Here is a 17,539-nt window from a genome sequence, read left to right as displayed (position 1 = left end):
CGCGGAGCAAAACTCCGCGGGGCCGCCATGTTTTGGGTGCAAAAAGAAAGGAGTGAAACAGAGGGGAAACGACATGAGGAGTGCCTAGGGAATGTCATACAGCGAGGCCATGACGAGGTAAAGCTGAGAAAAGGGGCGGGAGACGTTCCAGATGCCCGCGCCCTGAAAGCCGTATTCCTGAATGAGAAGAAGCCGGGCGGAGAGACTGCGCGCGTCGTCAAACCATACCTCGTGGACAGCGCCGTCCTGATCGGTATAGTGGAAAAAGGGAGCCTGCGCCGTCTCGTCATACTCAATGGCGACATCATATTGGATGGCCAGCTCGATGGCCCGCTGATTGGAGATGGACTGGGCCTTGGACTCGCCGGACACAAAGGGGAGGGTCCAGTCGTAGCCATAATTGGAAAGGCCAAGGAAAACCTTTTCCGGGGGAATCTGCGTAACGGCATAGTCCAGCACCGCCCGGACCTGGGGCAGGGGAGAAACAGGCATGGGAGGACCGTAAGTATATCGACATCCGGGTTATAAGTCACTGTTAAAGGATGTAACTTTGGGATAAATAAACAACTGCATATTGCTTTCCCTCCATTGCCCGCCAACGGTTTTTGAGTACACGGCATGATCAAGCACAGACTTTAGCAGGGCGTTCTGATCAGCGGGGGCCGACAGAGAATCGTAGACTTCAATCACACTTTTAATACGGGGGATCAACTGGCGGCGGGCCAGCTTTGCGCTGTTCAGTGAGGAGAGATGCTGGTGCAGATTTGCAACAGCCTTCTCCGCTTCGCTGATTCTGGCAGCCAGCAGGCGGGAGCGATCCAGAAAAATCTCCTGCGTATATACGCCCTGCTCCAGCAGATCGAAGAGGCTTCCTTTTTGGGTGTTGAGCTTATTGAGGCTTGCTTCAGCCGAGGCCAGCGCACGCTCCAGTTCTGCATGGTCCTCGCCGGTGGATTCCTGCCGGGCAATTTTCAGTTGGTAGCTTTTCAGCCAGTTTGCCAGACTTTCCAGCAGCGCCTTCTCTACTGCGTTTCTCCGACTTCCCATGGTTTTGCATTTGGGTGTGGGGCACATCAACATAGTTGCGCCGTGGCTCCCGGGGAGCTGAACAAGGGAGCGCCCGCATACGGAGCAGTAGATCAGCCCAGCCAGAGGGTTTGAAATCTGCTTCCTTCCGGGGACTGGTGCATGGCTGCGGTCGCCCATGGCGGCCATAGCGCGCCGCCACGCATGTTCCGATATGATTGCCTCGTGGAGTCCCTTTTGCAGCTTGTACTGCTTGCTGACGGGGTAGCTGGTTTGCAACGCGCCGTCCACCATCTGCTTTGTCTGTGGACGGTAGGCCCAGCGGACAAAGCCTGCATAGGTGGGATTTTTGAGGATATCCCGAACGCCGCTGGCGGACCACTTCGTCCCGCCGGGAGATGCGACGGCCTGCGCGTTGAGTTGGTTTGCGATGGCGTAACTGCCGACGGGGACCAGCGTCCCATCCGGGCGCGGATCTCCGTCCGTATACATGCGGAAGATTTCCCGCACTACCCGCGCCTGCTCCGGATCAATCTCCAGTGTATATCCCTTCTGGTGCTCCAGCTTCTGCTTACGGTAGCCGTAGGGCGGCGTACCGGCAATATACTTGCCCTCATTCAAAGAGGCCATACGGCCCCGCTGGAGCCGACGGTTGATTGCCATGTATTCCCGGCGGGACATGAACAAGCCAAATTCAAAATATTCCTCGTCGGCTTCGTCCGACGGATCATAGATTTTATCTGGCGTAATGATTTTGGTATTGCTGTATTTGAACGTCTCCGCCACAGTGCCCTGATCTCTGGTATTGCCACGGGCGAGACGGGGGACTTCAACCACCAGCACGCCCGCGTACTTGCCGCTTTCCACGGCGGAGAGCAGCTTCTGCATCTCCGGCCGCTCGGCGATTGTGTCGCCGCTGACGACCTCTTCAAAGATGCCGGAGATGGTGTAGCTCCGCTTCGCGGCCAACGCCAGCAGCACATCCCTGTGCCGCTGCAGCGTGTCGAAGGTGCCGGACTCCAGCTCCATGTCCCGGTCCTTTCTGGATTTACGCAGGTAGATCAGATACTGCTCCATGGTTCCTCCTATGGCAAGCGCCGCCCCGCTGGGGCGGCGCTTCGTTTCAAATAACTTTCACATCTGCCCCCGTACAAAGGCATTCAAGGCGGCCGGTTATTCGGTTCCATTTCAGTGAAATATTTACGTCTGAGCTGCTGTTAAATCGAATTTCAGCTTTCCGAAGGGATGCCTTGAAAAGCAGGTGATTTTCTCCTGCGGGAGCATCAATATCCACCGATTGTCCGTCCCCAATCCACGCAGTTTCAGTTCCATTCAGAAAGGCCGTAATGGTCGGTACAACAAATCCACCATACTTTACAGCCGTAACATGAATTTTCATTATGAACTCCTTCTTTGTGCCCAAATTGGGCACGGATTGATTTTACAGATACCGCTGCAAGACGTCTATCAAGGCATCTTTGTGCTGATTCAGCTCATAGATATCTTGCAGTTGATACTTCATGTCATTTTTATTTTCGTCGGGAATAATCAGCGTTTTCTGCGCACCTGTCAGACGCAGGCGGCAAACCCACTTGCGCGTGTTGGCCTTATAAAGAATGTTGATGTAAGATTCTGTATCTTTGTATGTGATATCATGGATATCAACGATGCCAGACAGCAAATTTTTGACGATGAAATAAGCCTCCAGCTCTTCTTCCGTGGTGACGATATTGGGCGCTTTCTTCTCCGGTGCATCGTCCTCAGGGGGCTCCGTGTCTGCGGTAGATTCCGGTACTTTGATTTCGGAAACGGATACGCTGCCACCGGAACTGCCCAAAGCCACTTTGATTTTATCATTCATCATCTCGCTGATCTGATCATTCAGCGCCTTCTTCAGCAGCGGGCGGAACTTATCCAGAACATTTTGCGTTTTTTGACCTGAATAGCAGCACTGCAAGAAGATTCGCGTAAAATCGTCCGTGGGATTTTCCAGCAAACTTGTAAAGATTTCCTTGAACGCATGGACGTATTTAAGCTCAGAAGCGGTGCTGAAAATAGAATCAATATCAAATTCCGATTTGCAGAACTTTTTAAGCTCCGGGACCTGATTCCCTCGGATATCTAAAATGTTGATTGACAAAAACGGGTCGGTGTCCATCTTGTTCTGATTGTCGAGGTCGGTATAAAACCGATAAATAATTCCGTTAGTGAGAATCGCAAATTTCGCAGTAGTGGTTCCAAAATATCGAAATAACTGAGAGTCGTGTCGTTCCAGTTTTTCAGAAGCGGCTTTGCACTCGATGAGGATAACCGGCTCTCCGTCTTTGACAATGGCGTAGTCTACTTTTTCGCCTTTCTTAATGCCCACGTCAGCTGTAAACTCCGGAGTAAATTCCTGTGGATTGAATACATCATAGCCCAGCATGGAAAAGAACGGCATGATCAAGGCTGTTTTTGTGGCTTCCTCTGTTTGTACCGTGCCTTGGAGCGATTCCGCCCGCTTTGCAAACTGCTTCAACTGATCTACAAAATCCATTCTCTTTCTCCTCCTGTGCCCGATTCGGACACATTTAAAATTTACCGCGCAGCTCCACGACCTTTCCAATGATCGTCACGGGAAGGTCGTCGCGCTCCTGCGGGCTATAATGGACTGCATCATACGCCGGATTGTTGGGTATCAGCCAGATACTTCCATCGGCGTCTTTTTTTATCTTTTTAACTGTGGCTGAGTCCCCGTTGATGAGAACGACAGCCACGTCGCCGGTGTCAACGTCGCCTTGCAGCCGGACAATCACCACATCACCGTCGCAGACGCGCGGCTCCATAGAGTGCCCATTTACGCGCAGGCCAATGATATCGCCGCAGACGGTTAAATCTTTGCTGACTTCCTCATAGTCGATGATATTTTCCTGCGCCAGCATGGGAAGGCCCCCAGCCACGTCGCCCAAAACGGGGACCATAACCCCGTTGGGGGAGGATGGGCTGTGTGCGGTTGAATCATTCCCGAGCAAGTAGTCAGTCGTGACATCGTACATATTGCTGAGTCTTAGCAAAAGAGGAGGACTTGGAATAGTTGCGCCGCGCTCCCACTGGCTGACAGCGGTTTGATTGACGAATAAAACCTTTGCAAGGTCGGATTGTGTTTTGTATCCGTGCGCAATTCGTTGTTCTTTGAAACGGTTCAATGCATCACCCCCTTACAGTTAAATACTAGTACAGCTACTTAAAAAGAACAACAATTATTTTAGAAATAGTAGAAATACTACTTGACAAAATATTATCGTCGGTGCTACTATGCAAATATAGTAGTTAAACTACTACGAAGGAAAGGAGGCAACGCTATGCTTAGCATTAAAACTATTCGAGAGCAAAAGGGAATTTCCCAAGCTGCCCTTGCCGATATGGTTCAGGTTAATCAGACTGCTGTTAGCCAGTGGGAACGCGGAACCGCATATCCGTCCTGCGATAAGCTCCCTGCACTAGCAGACGCGCTCGGCTGTACCATCGATTTTTTATTCGGTCGAGAAAGCGCCAGTGCTTAACCTGCGCCCCACATCTCCATCATATCCCAAAGAAAGGAAACGCACCATGACAGAACCTGTCCGGAATATTTACAAAATCTGCCGGGAGCAGGCAGGTTACACGCAGGAACGTGCCGCCGAATTGCTGCCATGCTCCGTCCGGGCGCTGGCCCGGTATGAAAGCGGCGAGTGCGGCGTGCCGGGTGATATCGCATATCGTATGGTCCGGCTGTACAACAGTCAGTTTCTGGCCGTGGAGCACCTGCGAAACGAGTCCCAACTGGCGGCATCTATCATTCCGGCCGTGGACGACTGCACGCTCCAGACGGCGGCAATCCGGCTGGTTAACCGCGTGCTGCGCTTTGCCGAGGACCACCGGGACCGGCAACTGATGCAGATTATTGAGGACGGTGTGATCTCAGGCGACGAGCGCCCGCTGATGAATGAAATCATGGCGGATATCACGGAGATCGTCCGCGCCTGCACGGAGGTCCGAATTGCAACGAAAGATGAATAGACTAGCTCTGAGGAACGTAGATTGCGGTGAGGTGATGATTATGGCGCACTTAGGTAAATTTCCCTTTGTCCCCAACATGGACGACTGCAAGATGATCGTAAATACCGATGGGGGCACCTGCTACATCATGGATACCTTCTGCCGCAGTATGACCAAAGAGGACAAGGAAGCGACAGACCGGCAAATTGTCCAGATTTACTTAAACGCAGAGATGCGGAAACGGGCAAAAGAGTTGTCGCACAAATGATAAGGCCGCCGCCAGCGGCGGCGGACAAGCTGTGGGAGGAACACCGATGCAGCACATAAAAAAAGAACCGCCCCGGGCTGGCACCCGAAGCGGTTCGGTTCAAGGACTTGCGCCCAAGAACGATTGCAAGATTATTATATCACATTTGCTCGAAAGCGCAAGCCCCAATTTCACCGGGGAGGAGGCGCTTTTGACATGAGCATGTGGGTGCTTGGGTTGATCATCATCGGAATTTGCTGGCTGGTTGGCCGGTTGTTTCTGGTGGTGGATTTGATAGATGGAAAGGAGCGGGATTAAGATGCCGAGCATTACAGAAGAAAGGCTGGCGGAGCTGGCCGACAATTGGAACTATGAGAGCAGCGACCCGGAGACCGAGGCGTGGCGGGACGATCTGACGCCGGAGGAAGCGAAGATCATTGACGGATGGGATATGGGGTACGCCGTCGGCGTACATAACATTTGCCGGGATATTATGGCCCAGTACCGGGAGGGTGAGCGCCATGGCTGAGAGCGTCGTTCGCTTTAAGCGCGGCCGGGGCTTTACCACGATTTATAATTCCGTGGCGCAGGATGACCGGCTCACGTTGGCAACGCGCGGCCTGTTTTCATTGATGGCCTCGCTCCCGCTGGACTGGGATTACAGTGTCTCAGGGCTTGCGATCAAGGCTGGAACGAGTCGGTATGAAATCCGCAAGTGCCTTGATAATCTGCAAGAGGTGGGCTATCTGGAGCGGGAGCAGAGCCACGATACCAGCGGTAAATTTGCGGGCAATGTATACGTTTTGCAGGAGGAAGCGCCCACCGTTGTACCAATTTGCCACAACGGCAATAGCCGTCAGCGGTGTTTGCCGTTGTCGGTAAATTTGACACAACAAAAGAAAGACTTAAACAAAGAAAAGACTAACAAAGCCCCCATACCCCCGGAGATATGCGACCGCATCTTGGAGTATGCTCCGGATGATCAGGATATCCAGCAGGCCATCCTGGACCTGCTGGAGAATCGAAGGGTGGCAAATAAGCGCCCCGTGAAGACCATGCGGGCCATGGACGGCATCCTTCTTGATCTGGACAAGCTTTCCAGCGGGAACCGGGGAATGAAGCTCCTGCTGCTGAACAAGGCAGTCAAGTGCAACTGGCTGACTGTGTACGCATTGAAGCCGGACGAGCTGCCGGTGGCAGCACCTGCCGAGGACGGCAGCGAGGAGGGCGATCTGGATGGAATTTGAAAAGGCATTGACACAGGCAAGCCAATACCTGTCCTTCACGTCCAGATTTATCAATCCGGCAGAGCCGCAGGGCTTGTGGTTTTGCGACAGTCTGGTTACCGCATCGGATATCGGAGTCAACGCCGTGTGTCTTGGTACGGGGGCCTCGTGGGACGATGTCCCACGGTGCCGCCCTTTTCTGGAGGCGTTCCCCTTCATCGTAATCGTAAGCCCAAACGCCATTGCCCGGGATGCGATGCATGAAGCGCTGCTGCCAAGGCTTCCTGCCATGTGCCTGTACGAAATTGGGGATGCGGGCTTCCGGGGGTGCAGGACCATCACGGAGTACATATCCGTCTATGGGCGCAAAGAACTGCTGTCCATCCTCTCCGGAGCGGAGGAGCTGCCAGCCTACGGGCTTTTGAATTTGGCGCGGGTCCCTCAGCAAAACCTCCTGACGGTTCCCCGGACACTGTCCGGATTCCCACGCTTGGACAAGGGCATCCTTGGCTTTTTGGAGGGCCGCCTATCCATCTGGACCGGAAAACGCGGTGTCGGCAAGAGCACGCTGGTGAGCCAGATGCTGCTGGAAAGTCTCAATCAGGGCCATGTGGTGTGCGCTTACTCTGGCGAGCTGCCGAAGGAGCAATTTCGGTATTGGACGTACCTGCAGGCTGCAGGGCCGGAGCATATTGCATATCAAACGGACCAGTGCACCGCAAAGCGTCTGGCGGCGGCAACGCCTCTCGCGGATAAGCAAATTAGCGAATGGTTGGACGAACGCTACTGGCTCTATGATCTGGACTGCAACACCCGCCATGACCCTGAGAAAATCCTGTCCCAGTTTGAGTACGCCCGGATGCGCTACGGCGCGGATACGTTTCTGGTGGATAACATGATGTCGGTGGACTTGGCTACGGCCCGGGACCGGGACTATTACCGGGCGCAGGCGGATTTTGTGCAGCAGCTCTCCACGTTTGCAAAGCGGCGGCATGTGCACGTCCATCTGGTGGTTCATCCCCGGAAGTCCTCCGGTGGGAACAAGCCCGAGGACAACGACGATGTGAGTGGTTCCGGCGATATCACCAACAAGGCGGACAACGTGTTTTTTCTTGCACGCCATGACCGGGTCGTGAATGGAGAGACCGTCAAGGCTCCTCGGTTGGTCATTCTCAAAAATAGAGACTTTGGAGCCAGCGGCGACGTGTGGCTTGAATTTGACGGAAAGTCCAGACGGTTTTATCAGTACAAAGTCGGAGTGGCGGACAAGCGGTATGCGTGGGACCCTGCCGGACAGCAACTGACACTGGAGGAGAGCACCGACCCGGACGGGGCTGCGGAGATTGACCGGATATTCCCCCCGGAGAAGGAGGCTAGCCCATGCAAATAGGCGACACGCTGCACATCACCCCCACGTTTGAAACCACCTACGGCATGCCGGGAGACAACGTTCCGCTGCCCGCCAAGGTAGTATACATCCACCCGCAGCGGCGATTTTACACCGTGCGATTTACAGTCCCGGGCGGGAGCTGGACGGAGACTTTTCCGTGCAATCCCTGCGAGCTGGACCGAAGAAAGGACAAAAGAAAACATGAGAACGATTGCAATATTCAACCTGAAGGGCGGGGTAGCCAAAACAGTGACCACTGCCGCCATGGCGGACTGTCTCGCCGCAACCCACGGTAAGCGCGTCCTGCTCATCGACGCGGACCAGCAGGGGAACCTGAGCCAGTATTTCGGCGCTACGGCAGAGGAGGGCCGGGACCTGTTGGCGCTCCTTCAGGGGGCCAACGAGCCGTACTATCCCGACTTTGTTACACCGGCCCGGCCTGATATTGACATCATCCCGGCCGACATGAGCCTGATGTATGCGGACCTCGATGCGATTAAAAATGGTCGTTGCAACCTAACGGCCATTGAGGATTTGCGCGAAGCCATTGCTGAAGACGCGGCCTCGCCTAATACGGAGGACTGGGCGAAGGCGTATGACTACATTCTGATCGACTGCCCACCGGCGTTCAGCGCGGCCAGCACGGCGGCTCTGACGGCTGCGGATGCGGTAATTATCCCTATCCGGCTGGATGCGTTTTCCACCTCCGGCGTTGCGGAGTTGATGCAGCAGGTGGTGAATATGCGCCGAGCAAATGAGCGGCTGCAGGTGGCGGGAGTTCTTGCCACGCAGTATCAGCGCACCGACGTGGAAATTGACACACTGGCCCTTCTGGCGGCGCGGTCCGGGCTTCCTGTGTACCGGACGACAATCCGGCAGTCGCCCCGGGTATCTGCCGCCACCTTTGCGGGGGAGTCGCTGCTGACATTCAGCCCCCACTGCGGTGCGGCGATGGACTATCGCCGATTTGTGTGTGAATTTTTAGAGCAGGAGGGCAAAGAAAATGGCTAAGAAACCCGTGGATATTTCCGCCATGCTTGGCAAGCAGTTTGCCGATGTGCCTAGTGCGATCAATTCAGTGAGCGGAGTATCCAGAACGATTGATACCATTACTGGCGAAATCAAGGAAATGAAAAAGACGGCCGGTGACGCCATTATTGGCATCGGTCAGCGGCTGATTGAGGCAAAGGCGCTACTTTCCCACGGCGAATGGTTGCCATGGCTGACGGAACAGGTGGAGTTTTCGGAGCGTACTGCAACACGATTTATGCGCCTTGCGCGGGAATGGTCAAATCAGACAGCGCTGTCCGATTTGGGAGCGACCAAAGCTTTGACACTACTGGCCTTACCGGCAGAAGAACGTGAAAATTTCATGGAGCAAAACCATATTGTCGACGGCGAGGAGAAGAATGTGATCGACATGTCTGCCCGGGAGTTGGAGCAGGCCGTCCGGGACCGGGACGAGGCTCGTAAAGTGGCAGAAGAATCCGCAGCCAAGGCGGAAGCCGCAGAGCAAAGTCGGGCAAAAATGGAGACCGACTTTGCATTGCTGAAGCAGCTTCACGAGAGTTCAAAAGAAGCTGAAGAACAAGCAAAGCAGGAACTGGAATCGGCCAACGCTGAGCTTCAGGCGCTGCGGGACAAGCCAGTGGACGTGGCGGTCATGTCCGTGGATCAGGAAGCGCTTGACCGCGCCAGAGCGGAGGCTATCTCCGAAATGCAAGCCAAGGTGGATCAGGCGGAGGAGGCCCGCAAAAAGGCAGAAGCGAAACGGAAGTCCGCCGAGGCCGCTGTGGATGCAGAAAAGGTCAAGGCAACCGCTGAGCTACGTGAGCAGATGGCAAAAACCGAGGCGGAGTTGATGGACGTTCGGCGCAAACTGGAGGATGCCATTAAGGCAGAAAAACAGGCGGCACTGAATAGCGATCAGGAACTGGCAACCTTCAATGTAATTTTTGGTGAGGTTCAGGAGCAGGTAAACAAACTGCATGGACTGCTGCTGAAGGTCCGTGCCCGTGGTGACAAGGATGTTGCCGGAAAGCTGCAAAAGGCGCTGATGGCTATTGCAGAGGCGATCGGGAGGTGTTCGGAATGAGTATGGTGGAACAGGCGATTATGCGTTTGGAGCAACAACAGCGCACGGTGAAAGAGCGTTCCGCTCAATGGATGGTCGCAGAGCAATTGAAGGACATCTGCCGACACGAACCGCCATGCGCGGAGCTGATTGCTCAGGATTTAGAGAATGAAAGCATGTCGATTGTGGAGGCGGAGAAGCAAATAAAGGTATTTGCGGACAAGCACAAAACCGGAAGCTTTGCCTGCGTGACGCCGGCCGATGCGGAACAAATCCTGCGGACATTCTACGGCCTTCCGCAGCATCTGGAGTCAGACAAGCCCAAAAGTGGTGCGGTCGTTATCAATCTGGCGGATTTTCTGGGGTGACGATCATGGATAATGTGCGAGCACTAATCTCCCGGAAGGCCCCGGCTGGCTTGCTGGATTCTAATACGGTACAACAGGCGCTGGAAGTACATGGGCTGATCTATGAAGCGGTCTGGGTTAAAGAGTGGCCTCCGGAAGCTCCGTGGGACGAATGGGCGAAACCTAGAAAGGTCAAGTACGTCAAGGCGCGTTGCTCCTTCTGTGGAGGAGAGGATCTGCTGCAATGGGCGCAGGCGGAAGAGCGGCGGGGCGGATATGGATTTATTCATCCGAAAGAACACAATTGGACACCGTGTGCTTCTGGAGATGATATGCTGTGCCCTTTTTGCGGTGTGCCGGTGAAGGTGAAGAAAAAGGCCGAACTTGGGCGGCGTGGCTATGATGTGGTTGACGAAACAGAAGCTATGAGTGCGGCTGTGGTCGGGAAGGAACACCTTCTGGCATTAACTTGCTGGAAAATTCAGAGGCGGGTATATCAGGACGGGAGAGAAGAACTTATTCCGATTCCGGCTGAGGCCTATGTATTTGGCGCACAGGACTGTGTCAAGTTGATGGGCTGGGTCAATTCGTATAGCGGCACCGCTGGATATTTTATCGCGTATTCACGAGAGTGGAGGCAGCCCCAAAAGTGGTCGGAAAGTTGGGGGGTTGTTTCGGGTGGAATATTTGGTCTGACGCCTGAACTTGTGGCTTCCAGCAGCTTGCCAAACTGCAAGCTGGACGTGTACATGGAGGCCTTCCAAGCAGAAAAAAACAAGTTTCCGGTTGCCTATCTGCGGCTTTACCAGCAGCATCCAAACCTGGAGAATCTGCTGGTAAGCGGATTGCCCATGGTGTTGGATGACCTTATGTACGAATGCATGCCAAATGAAAAGTGGGAGAACAACGACAGGGGACTACCGTCAGTAGCTGATATCGACTGGGATGAGGTAATCCCATCTAAAATGCTTGGTCTGACCCGGGAGGAACTGCGTATGGGTCAGATGCAATGCTGGGGGGCTATGCTCTGGCGATTGTTCGTAGGCGCAAAGACGCATGGAGAGTTTTTGACCGAAGATGATATACGCAATGCCTTTTATCTAGGCGACGACCAGATCCCGGAGCTGGTTGGTTGGCGTCAGGTGTCTAAGAGCCTGCGGTATCTTCTGAAGCAGATAGAGCGGGATGGCCCCGGTGCTGAGGACGACTATGGCGATCCAATTCCGGAGGGATATATCGACGTAAATATGCTGCTGGACTACTGGGCCATATCCAAAGACTGTGGTCGGGATTTAGCTGATCCGCAGGTGCGGTGGCCGCGAAATCTGGTTGATGCCCACGATTCGGTTTTGAAGCTGAAAGCGCGGAAGAAGAGCCAGATCCTACGGAAAAAGTTTCGGGAGCGGCGGAAGGCACTGGCCCGGTACATTTTTGAATCTGACGGTCTGATAATCGTTCCGGCAGGGAGCCAGGCGGAGTTGCAGAAAGAGGCTGATTCCTTGCACCACTGCGTTTGGACTTACGGAGAAAAGCATTGCTCCGGAGAATCTTCCATTTTCTTTATTCGCAGGGCAGCGGAGCCTGATGTCCCATATTACACTTTGGAGCTTGATGAAAATAAATGCGAAGTTCGGCAAAATCGAGGGGACCACAACTGCGGCAAGACGACGAAGGTGCAGGCATTTGAAAATCTGTGGATTGGTTGGGTCCAAGACGGTGCAAAACGTGACAAAGATGGAACTCCGGTTCTTTCACATACCCGTAAACGGAGACCTGATGTGCAGATCGCATGAAGATTTTAGGAGGAACGATATATGAGTATGCAGGATTTTGAGCAAAAGCGGCAGTTTGTGCAGCGGGAGCTGTCCCGCTGCATTGCGGCCTCCCACGAGGGCGTGGAACGGCTGGAGTACGAGTATCACGACAGTGGCGACGAGTGCGTTACCATCCGCTTTTCAAACGGCTACCACAAGTCCGTGAACACCACCGGGGACAGCCTGCACTCCATTTTGCTGGATGTGCTGCGGGCGCTGGCGGAGGTGTGAGCATGGTGGTGAAATGCAGATGTACATGGAGCGACGGCAGGGGCAACTGGGGAATTAAGGGCGTGGACCTTGCCGCCCTCCCGCCCAACGCCTACGGTGCGCTCTACAAACTCCACGAAATGGAGCGGCTGGCAGATGCGATTCACAAAGAGGAGGACCCTGTGTGCGCGTCGGACCTTATGGTCGAGCTGCTGGGCCTTTTAGGGCTGCACGGCAGCGAGGTGCGCCATGCCGAGGATTAAGCCGTCCTGCCCGCCGGACTGCCCGCGCCGCTCGCCCTCGTGCCACAATCCGGACACCTGCCCCGCTTGGAGGGATTACTGCGCACGAAAAACGGTACATGACGCCGCTGTACGTGCAGCACGGAACGAGGAGCTTCTGATGTGCGATTATCGTGGCGGCATCCTCCGGGAGTTTACCCGCCGGGTGAATCCCCGGCGAAAGGGGAGGAATCTGTAATGCTCAATAAAATTGTTCTCATGGGCCGCCTGACGCGGGACCCGGAGCTTCGTCGCACCGGCAGCGGCCCCGCCGTGACCTCGTTTACCCTCGCCGTGGACCGGGATTTTAAGTCCCAGAGCGGCGAGAAGGAGACGGATTTCATTGACATTGTGGCATGGCGCACAACCGCCGAGTTCGTCGGAAAGTATTTCACCAAGGGCCGCATGGCCGTGGTGGAGGGCCGCTTGCAGCTCCGGGACTGGACGGACAAGCAGGGCGGCAAGCGCCGCTCCGCCGAGGTCGTGGCCGACAGCGTGTATTTTGGGGACTCAAAAAAAGATGTGTCCAATTCGGGCACATCCGCCCCGGCCCCCGTGGATGCCCACAGTGAATTTGAGGAAGTCGGCACAGAGGACGGAGAACTGCCGTTTTAGAAGGAGATGCGGAATGATTACATACGAAAACGCCTTGATGGAGCTTAATATTCCGGGGAGTATCGGGTATCGGGAGAAGCGCCGCCTTGCAGAATTGCTTAAAACCCTCCACGAAGAAAACCTTATGCTGGAGGACAAGGCCGCGCAGGACGGGGAGGGCGGACAGGATGCTTAAATGCAGCAAATGCCAATTCGGCGCAAGACGCGCCATCCCGCGAAACGGGAATAGTGCAAGCTGGCGGTCTGGGAGTTTTTCTGAAGATGCCTATGTTTGCTCCCATCCGTCCGGTGCGGTTGTGCTGTTCAGCGGAAAAACCGCCCCGAAAAACTGCCCGCTACGAAAGGAGGCCCACAATGAGTGAATTGAAGCCGTGCCCGATGGCGGCGGATGAAGCAATTGATCTCTTGCAAAATAGCAACGCCATGCTTAAATCCCGCATTGAAGAAATATTAGCACTTGCGAACGATCCTACCATCATTATCCCATATGATGATATTGATTATTGCAAGCGCGAATACGAGGCTGTGGAATTGGCTGTCGCAGAACTCCGCCGCGCCCAGCCTTCTAACGAGCCGCTTACCCTCGACGAGCTGCGGGGGATGGATGGGGAGCCGGTGTGGTTGAAAGACGGAATTGGAGAAGGATGGTTTCTCGTCAGTGCTGTCGTCGGAAGTAAAATTTGCTTTTACGAGAAATCAATTACGGTTGGAGAGCCGCTTTCTGCGTGCGGTCAAACGTGGCTTGCCTACCGCCACAAGCCGGAAAGGAGCGAGAACGATGGTTAAGCCGGAGCCGTGGCTGTATCCGCTGAAAGTTGAGTATGACCGGCGGAAAGTATGCGAGTGCAACCCGCGCACATTTGTTCTGGATTACAAAAACAAACTGGTTTACTGCTCAAAATGCGGGGCCATCATAGATCCGTTTGAGGCCCTTATGGATATGGCGCACAACGCAGAGAGTATTCAGCGCAGCATGAATGCCTTTGCGCAGTTGGCGGCAAAGGAACGCCGCAGCTACATGAGATTTAGCGGCGTGAATAATATCAGCAAGAAATTCCGGGATGGGCTATGGCCTGTTTGCCCGCATTGCAGTGAGCTGATTGATCCGATGGAGATTAGCCGCTTTGCGCGGGCAGTACAGGAGGCGGGACATGCCCAATGACCCTCCTACATACCTGTGTGTGCAGCAGCGAGCGGGACCGTTTGTGAAGGCGTTTGTAACGGACCGGAAGTGCTTCCTTCGCCGTAACGGGGTGGATGTTCAAGGCGCACGGAGGCGCTGCGGCCCGGCCATGAGCCGCACTAGCGTGGACAAGCTGGAGCTGCGGCTGGCCCTATTTGGCTTTGGTGGCATATTTTATACGCTGACTTTTGCGGACGAACACCTGCCAGACAGCCTTGACGGTGTCGTGCACGTATGGGACGCTTTTTGCAAGCGGCTGAAGCGCTTTTGCAAGAAGCCTATGGACTACTACGTGTACCGCGTGGAGGGCCTGCACGGGGATCACCGCTATCATATCCACGCCTTTATGCGTTACGCGGATTTCCCTCCGTCCGTGGTGAGGTACCTATGGGTGTGGGGAGAGGCTTACGACGTACCGTATGATCAAAAGCGCGTCATGGCGGAGCAGGGATACCGGGGCCTTGCGATCTACTTTACCAAGGAGCTCCCGGATGTCGGCAGGCATCCGTGGGGCTGCTCCCGGAAACTAAGCAAATTGATTCCGCCTCCAGAGGTGCATCTGTCCGATACGGGGCAGCTCCGAGTACCTCGCAACGCCACGCGGCTTCCCATCGTGGGGAAGCCGGAATTTGGGGAATGGGGAGTGTTTAATTACACCCGCTATCTGATGCCTAAAAAATAGCGCTTTATATTTAAATAATGATTTCTTCTTCTTGAAACCTTATGAATATTTACGGACAAGCTAAAGAAAGTGAGGAAAATCCATTGCCAGTGAATCCCAAAAGTGTTAAACTGAGCGTAAAGGACGGATGGGTTACCTGCCCGGTTTGTGGGCGGAACCATCGGCTGCTCCGGATATCGGACGAAACCGAGGCCTGCGGCCTACCGGTGTACTGCCGAACGTGCCGAAGTGAGGTCATCCTGAATATTGCGAAAGGCCAGAGCGTTAAACGCCAGAGCCAATGATTCGCCTGAAAGGGCTGAGTTGTTGGGTCTGGTGTTTTTTTTTATTTTGCCCGGAGGTGATAGCCCGTGGCCATGAAGCCGCTCCGACCGTGTCGGCACCCAGGATGCAGCGCCCTTGTCCGTGATGGGTACTGCCCAGCGCACAAGCCCAAGGCCCGCGAGCAGCGCAGCGCTGAGGCGCAGGCATGGCGCTGGATGTACCGGACGCGGGAATGGATGGACGAACTCCGTCCTGCACAGCTCCTGCGGGAGCCATTTTGCCGGGAGTGCGCCCAGCGTGGCATCCGTACCCTAGCCACCGACGTGGACCACGTCGTGGACCACAAGGGCGACTGGGCCAAGTTTACTGACCGTAGCAACCTGCAAAGCTTGTGCCATTCATGCCATAGCCGCAAGACGGCAATGGAAATTCACGCGAAAAACAACGCGCTGCGGAGCCGCTATCGACGGTGAAGCGGCTGGACGCTTGGGCGCATGGGCGTGTCGGCCCGCGCCTGCGGCGATTCCCTGCACCCCTCCCCCCGGCAAAGAAAGTATCGGGTGAGGGGGCGGAATACCGCATGCCCTCCTCTGAGCGAGATTTTTTCCCCACGGGGAATTTCGGAGAGGGCAGCGGCCCCTAGGCGGCTTTCGGGTGGCGTGCAGCGGAGGCAGGAGCTGGAGAATGTGCCCGAATTGGACACCGGCGTGTCACCCGGCTCTTGGGGCCGGACCCTTTTCCTCCGCCTGGCCCTCGTGACCAACCGCGAGGGCCGGGTGATGCGCCGGATGAAAGGAGCTCTTATGTGGAAGCAACTGAAATATGTCTGCCTGGATTGTGGCTGCATTGTTGAAACCCGCAGTCGGTGCTATGACGGGCGTTGCTGCCCTGCGTGTGACAGCAGGCTGTTTCTGCCCTGGGAGAAGACAGCGATGGGGCAGATGGAGGAGGATGAAAAGAGGCAAGGCGGGGAGGGGAGTTGAGCGTATAGAGGGAATCGGAAGAGCAGGACAGATGAACGTTTTGCGGACAAAACGGAGAAAGGTCAGCAGCGCGGTATATGTGCAGGGGGCCAAATTGGATTCGATTATCGGACCGCTACCGGGAGACGAGAGTGTGTACAAACTGGTGTCATTTTCCAATCTCACTGCGGCGGGATTTTTGCGGTATGTGGCGGACCGTGCGGTGATTCGGCGACTGGATGTCTCGACCTTTCGTATTGGGCCATCGGCGCTGCGCCAACTCCGACAACTGGCGGATTCCGGACGATTGCTGGAAGCACGATTTGTTGTGGGACAAATTATGCGTAGGGACAAGCGCAAAGCCTCTGCAGTTGCCTATTGGGATAATCTGACGGCGTTGTGCCGCCAGTACGGCTGGCAGGCTGCCAGCCGGGACAATCACACAAAGCTGGCGCTTTTTGACACTGACTGCGGCAAGTTTGTGCTGGAGGGGAGCTGCAATCTCAACGAGGCCCCGAACTGGGAGCAGTTTAGCTTTTGTAGGGACCACGCGCTGTACGATTTTTACAGATCTGTGCTGGATGAGATGCTTTCCGACCGTTATGCGGGGGAAAAGCAGGTGCAGGTGACTGCGGAGGAGCAGCCGGAGTCGGGCGGCTGGATCAAGATGCCAAGTTTATTTTGAGGAGGAAACGCAATGGCGGGGAAGAGGCTGCCCACAGATGTTGTGAAGGGGCGGGGACTGAAGCACCTGAGCAAAAATGAAGAGGCTGAACGCCGGGACATGGAATTGCGGCTGCCACCGGCAAAGACCGCAAAGCCGCCCAAGTGGCTTCCAGAGCCTCTAAAAAAGGACTTTCGGGCGCTGGGGAAACGGCTGATTGGTTTGGGGCTGTATACGGAGCTGGACGCTGATGTGCTGGGCCGGTACCTGATCGCCCATGCCCAGTGGCTAAAGGCTACGGCGGAGGCGGACATCGCGCTGACCCGGAAGGACAGCGAGGCCGCCGGAGACTGGGGCTCCATCCAGGATCGGTATTTCAAGCAGGCCCGGAACTGCGCCAACGACATGGGCCTGACGGTTACATCCCGGTGCCGGTTGGTGATCCCTTCGACGGCGGCTCCGTGCGACAATGAACCAGATGAATTTTCACAGCGCCTGCGGGCGCGGCAGGAGGCCGCGCTGAGTGGGGTGAAGTAA

The 17,539-nt window shown here is 55.2% G+C and carries 29 protein-coding genes; 24 read left to right on the top strand and 5 right to left on the bottom strand.

The features are described from left to right. Nucleotides 1-84: 84 nt before the first annotated feature. Genes RTU96_RS13585 through RTU96_RS13565 form a run of 5 tightly spaced genes read right to left on the bottom strand, consistent with a single transcriptional unit; the run spans nucleotide 85 to nucleotide 4,211 of the window. Nucleotides 85-492, bottom strand: a complete 408-nt coding sequence (locus tag RTU96_RS13585) for a glycosyl hydrolase family 18 protein (protein WP_312637180.1) — start codon at nucleotides 490-492, stop codon at nucleotides 85-87. Between the two features lie 30 nt (nucleotides 493-522). Next, nucleotides 523-2,103 (bottom strand): recombinase family protein, encoded by a 1,581-nt coding sequence (locus RTU96_RS13580; RefSeq protein ID WP_312637179.1) that lies wholly within the window; start codon nucleotides 2,101-2,103, stop codon nucleotides 523-525. Between the two features lie 46 nt (nucleotides 2,104-2,149). Beyond that, nucleotides 2,150-2,425 (bottom strand): hypothetical protein, encoded by a 276-nt coding sequence (locus tag RTU96_RS13575; protein WP_312637177.1) that lies wholly within the window; start codon nucleotides 2,423-2,425, stop codon nucleotides 2,150-2,152. 42 nt (nucleotides 2,426-2,467) lie between these two features. After that, nucleotides 2,468-3,562, bottom strand: a complete 1,095-nt coding sequence (locus RTU96_RS13570) for a type I restriction endonuclease (RefSeq protein ID WP_312637176.1) — start codon at nucleotides 3,560-3,562, stop codon at nucleotides 2,468-2,470. 34 nt (nucleotides 3,563-3,596) lie between these two features. After that, nucleotides 3,597-4,211: an XRE family transcriptional regulator gene (locus RTU96_RS13565; protein ID WP_312637175.1), complete on the bottom strand. Its 615-nt coding sequence runs from the start codon at nucleotides 4,209-4,211 to the stop codon at nucleotides 3,597-3,599. Nucleotides 4,212-4,367: 156 nt separating this feature from the next. Here RTU96_RS13565 and RTU96_RS13560 point away from each other — a divergent pair, with 156 nt between their 5' ends. From RTU96_RS13560 to RTU96_RS13445, 24 genes are all read left to right on the top strand, one after another. Beyond that, entirely contained in the window at nucleotides 4,368-4,568 is a 201-nt protein-coding gene (locus RTU96_RS13560) for a helix-turn-helix transcriptional regulator (RefSeq protein WP_312637174.1), read from the top strand. Nucleotides 4,569-4,614: 46 nt separating this feature from the next. Further along, the gene (locus tag RTU96_RS13555; protein ID WP_312637172.1) at nucleotides 4,615-5,064 is read left to right on the top strand and encodes a helix-turn-helix transcriptional regulator; all 450 of its coding nucleotides are present in this window, start codon (nucleotides 4,615-4,617) and stop codon (nucleotides 5,062-5,064) included. 40 nt (nucleotides 5,065-5,104) lie between these two features. Then, the gene (locus RTU96_RS13550) at nucleotides 5,105-5,311 is read left to right on the top strand and encodes a hypothetical protein (protein WP_312637171.1); all 207 of its coding nucleotides are present in this window, start codon (nucleotides 5,105-5,107) and stop codon (nucleotides 5,309-5,311) included. Nucleotides 5,312-5,609: 298 nt separating this feature from the next. Beyond that, nucleotides 5,610-5,819 carry a hypothetical protein gene (locus RTU96_RS13545; protein WP_312637170.1) on the top strand — a complete coding sequence of 70 codons (210 nt, stop codon included), beginning with the start codon at nucleotides 5,610-5,612 and terminating at the stop codon, nucleotides 5,817-5,819. Next, nucleotides 5,812-6,537: a hypothetical protein gene (locus RTU96_RS13540; RefSeq protein WP_312637169.1), complete on the top strand. Its 726-nt coding sequence runs from the start codon at nucleotides 5,812-5,814 to the stop codon at nucleotides 6,535-6,537. The genes RTU96_RS13545 and RTU96_RS13540 overlap by 8 nt, the downstream gene beginning before the upstream one ends. Then, nucleotides 6,527-7,906 (top strand): DnaB-like helicase C-terminal domain-containing protein, encoded by a 1,380-nt coding sequence (locus RTU96_RS13535; RefSeq protein ID WP_312637168.1) that lies wholly within the window; start codon nucleotides 6,527-6,529, stop codon nucleotides 7,904-7,906. Before RTU96_RS13540 ends, RTU96_RS13535 begins: the two co-directional genes overlap by 11 nt. Next, nucleotides 7,897-8,202 carry a hypothetical protein gene (locus RTU96_RS13530; RefSeq protein WP_312637167.1) on the top strand — a complete coding sequence of 102 codons (306 nt, stop codon included), beginning with the start codon at nucleotides 7,897-7,899 and terminating at the stop codon, nucleotides 8,200-8,202. Before RTU96_RS13535 ends, RTU96_RS13530 begins: the two co-directional genes overlap by 10 nt. Continuing rightward, nucleotides 8,108-8,917: a ParA family protein gene (locus RTU96_RS13525; protein WP_312637166.1), complete on the top strand. Its 810-nt coding sequence runs from the start codon at nucleotides 8,108-8,110 to the stop codon at nucleotides 8,915-8,917. The genes RTU96_RS13530 and RTU96_RS13525 overlap by 95 nt, the downstream gene beginning before the upstream one ends. Next, nucleotides 8,910-10,001: a DUF3102 domain-containing protein gene (locus RTU96_RS13520; protein WP_312637165.1), complete on the top strand. Its 1,092-nt coding sequence runs from the start codon at nucleotides 8,910-8,912 to the stop codon at nucleotides 9,999-10,001. Before RTU96_RS13525 ends, RTU96_RS13520 begins: the two co-directional genes overlap by 8 nt. Nucleotides 10,002-10,003: 2 nt before the next feature. After that, the gene (locus tag RTU96_RS13515) at nucleotides 10,004-10,348 is read left to right on the top strand and encodes a hypothetical protein (RefSeq protein WP_312637164.1); all 345 of its coding nucleotides are present in this window, start codon (nucleotides 10,004-10,006) and stop codon (nucleotides 10,346-10,348) included. A gap of 5 nt (nucleotides 10,349-10,353) precedes the next feature. Continuing rightward, nucleotides 10,354-12,120: a PcfJ domain-containing protein gene (locus RTU96_RS13510; RefSeq protein WP_312637163.1), complete on the top strand. Its 1,767-nt coding sequence runs from the start codon at nucleotides 10,354-10,356 to the stop codon at nucleotides 12,118-12,120. Between the two features lie 21 nt (nucleotides 12,121-12,141). After that, complete coding sequence (locus RTU96_RS13505; RefSeq protein WP_312637162.1) at nucleotides 12,142-12,372, top strand: hypothetical protein; 231 nt, start codon at nucleotides 12,142-12,144, stop codon at nucleotides 12,370-12,372. A gap of 2 nt (nucleotides 12,373-12,374) precedes the next feature. Then, nucleotides 12,375-12,614 (top strand): hypothetical protein, encoded by a 240-nt coding sequence (locus tag RTU96_RS13500; RefSeq protein WP_312637161.1) that lies wholly within the window; start codon nucleotides 12,375-12,377, stop codon nucleotides 12,612-12,614. Further along, on the top strand, nucleotides 12,601-12,831 hold the full coding sequence (locus RTU96_RS13495; RefSeq protein ID WP_312637160.1) for a hypothetical protein: 231 nt from the start codon (nucleotides 12,601-12,603) through the stop codon (nucleotides 12,829-12,831). The genes RTU96_RS13500 and RTU96_RS13495 overlap by 14 nt, the downstream gene beginning before the upstream one ends. After that, nucleotides 12,831-13,247 carry a single-stranded DNA-binding protein gene (locus RTU96_RS13490; RefSeq protein WP_312637159.1) on the top strand — a complete coding sequence of 139 codons (417 nt, stop codon included), beginning with the start codon at nucleotides 12,831-12,833 and terminating at the stop codon, nucleotides 13,245-13,247. Before RTU96_RS13495 ends, RTU96_RS13490 begins: the two co-directional genes overlap by 1 nt. Before the next feature lie 13 nt (nucleotides 13,248-13,260). Then, on the top strand, nucleotides 13,261-13,422 hold the full coding sequence (locus RTU96_RS13485; RefSeq protein ID WP_312637158.1) for a hypothetical protein: 162 nt from the start codon (nucleotides 13,261-13,263) through the stop codon (nucleotides 13,420-13,422). Nucleotides 13,423-13,601: 179 nt separating this feature from the next. Beyond that, complete coding sequence (locus RTU96_RS13480) at nucleotides 13,602-14,033, top strand: hypothetical protein (RefSeq protein WP_312637156.1); 432 nt, start codon at nucleotides 13,602-13,604, stop codon at nucleotides 14,031-14,033. Then, entirely contained in the window at nucleotides 14,026-14,409 is a 384-nt protein-coding gene (locus RTU96_RS13475) for a hypothetical protein (RefSeq protein ID WP_312637155.1), read from the top strand. The genes RTU96_RS13480 and RTU96_RS13475 overlap by 8 nt, the downstream gene beginning before the upstream one ends. After that, a complete protein-coding gene (locus RTU96_RS13470; protein ID WP_312637154.1) occupies nucleotides 14,399-15,112 on the top strand; it encodes a hypothetical protein in 714 nt (237 codons plus the stop codon). Before RTU96_RS13475 ends, RTU96_RS13470 begins: the two co-directional genes overlap by 11 nt. Before the next feature lie 41 nt (nucleotides 15,113-15,153). After that, a complete protein-coding gene (locus RTU96_RS13465; RefSeq protein ID WP_312637152.1) occupies nucleotides 15,154-15,396 on the top strand; it encodes a cysteine-rich KTR domain-containing protein in 243 nt (80 codons plus the stop codon). A 72-nt stretch (nucleotides 15,397-15,468) separates the two neighbouring features. After that, the gene (locus RTU96_RS13460) at nucleotides 15,469-15,849 is read left to right on the top strand and encodes an HNH endonuclease signature motif containing protein (RefSeq protein WP_312637182.1); all 381 of its coding nucleotides are present in this window, start codon (nucleotides 15,469-15,471) and stop codon (nucleotides 15,847-15,849) included. A gap of 213 nt (nucleotides 15,850-16,062) precedes the next feature. Further along, the gene (locus tag RTU96_RS13455; RefSeq protein WP_312637151.1) at nucleotides 16,063-16,359 is read left to right on the top strand and encodes a hypothetical protein; all 297 of its coding nucleotides are present in this window, start codon (nucleotides 16,063-16,065) and stop codon (nucleotides 16,357-16,359) included. A 31-nt stretch (nucleotides 16,360-16,390) separates the two neighbouring features. Continuing rightward, nucleotides 16,391-17,023: a hypothetical protein gene (locus RTU96_RS13450; RefSeq protein ID WP_312637150.1), complete on the top strand. Its 633-nt coding sequence runs from the start codon at nucleotides 16,391-16,393 to the stop codon at nucleotides 17,021-17,023. Between the two features lie 12 nt (nucleotides 17,024-17,035). Beyond that, nucleotides 17,036-17,539, top strand: coding sequence for a phage terminase small subunit P27 family (locus tag RTU96_RS13445; protein WP_312637149.1), 504 nt, complete (start codon nucleotides 17,036-17,038; stop codon nucleotides 17,537-17,539).

The sequence above is a fragment of the Oscillibacter sp. genome (assembly GCF_032018205.1).
GTDB lineage: Bacteria > Bacillota > Clostridia > Oscillospirales > Oscillospiraceae > Oscillibacter.
Note: the sequence above shows the minus strand (reverse complement) of the source record. Positions and strands in the feature narration are given on the sequence as shown.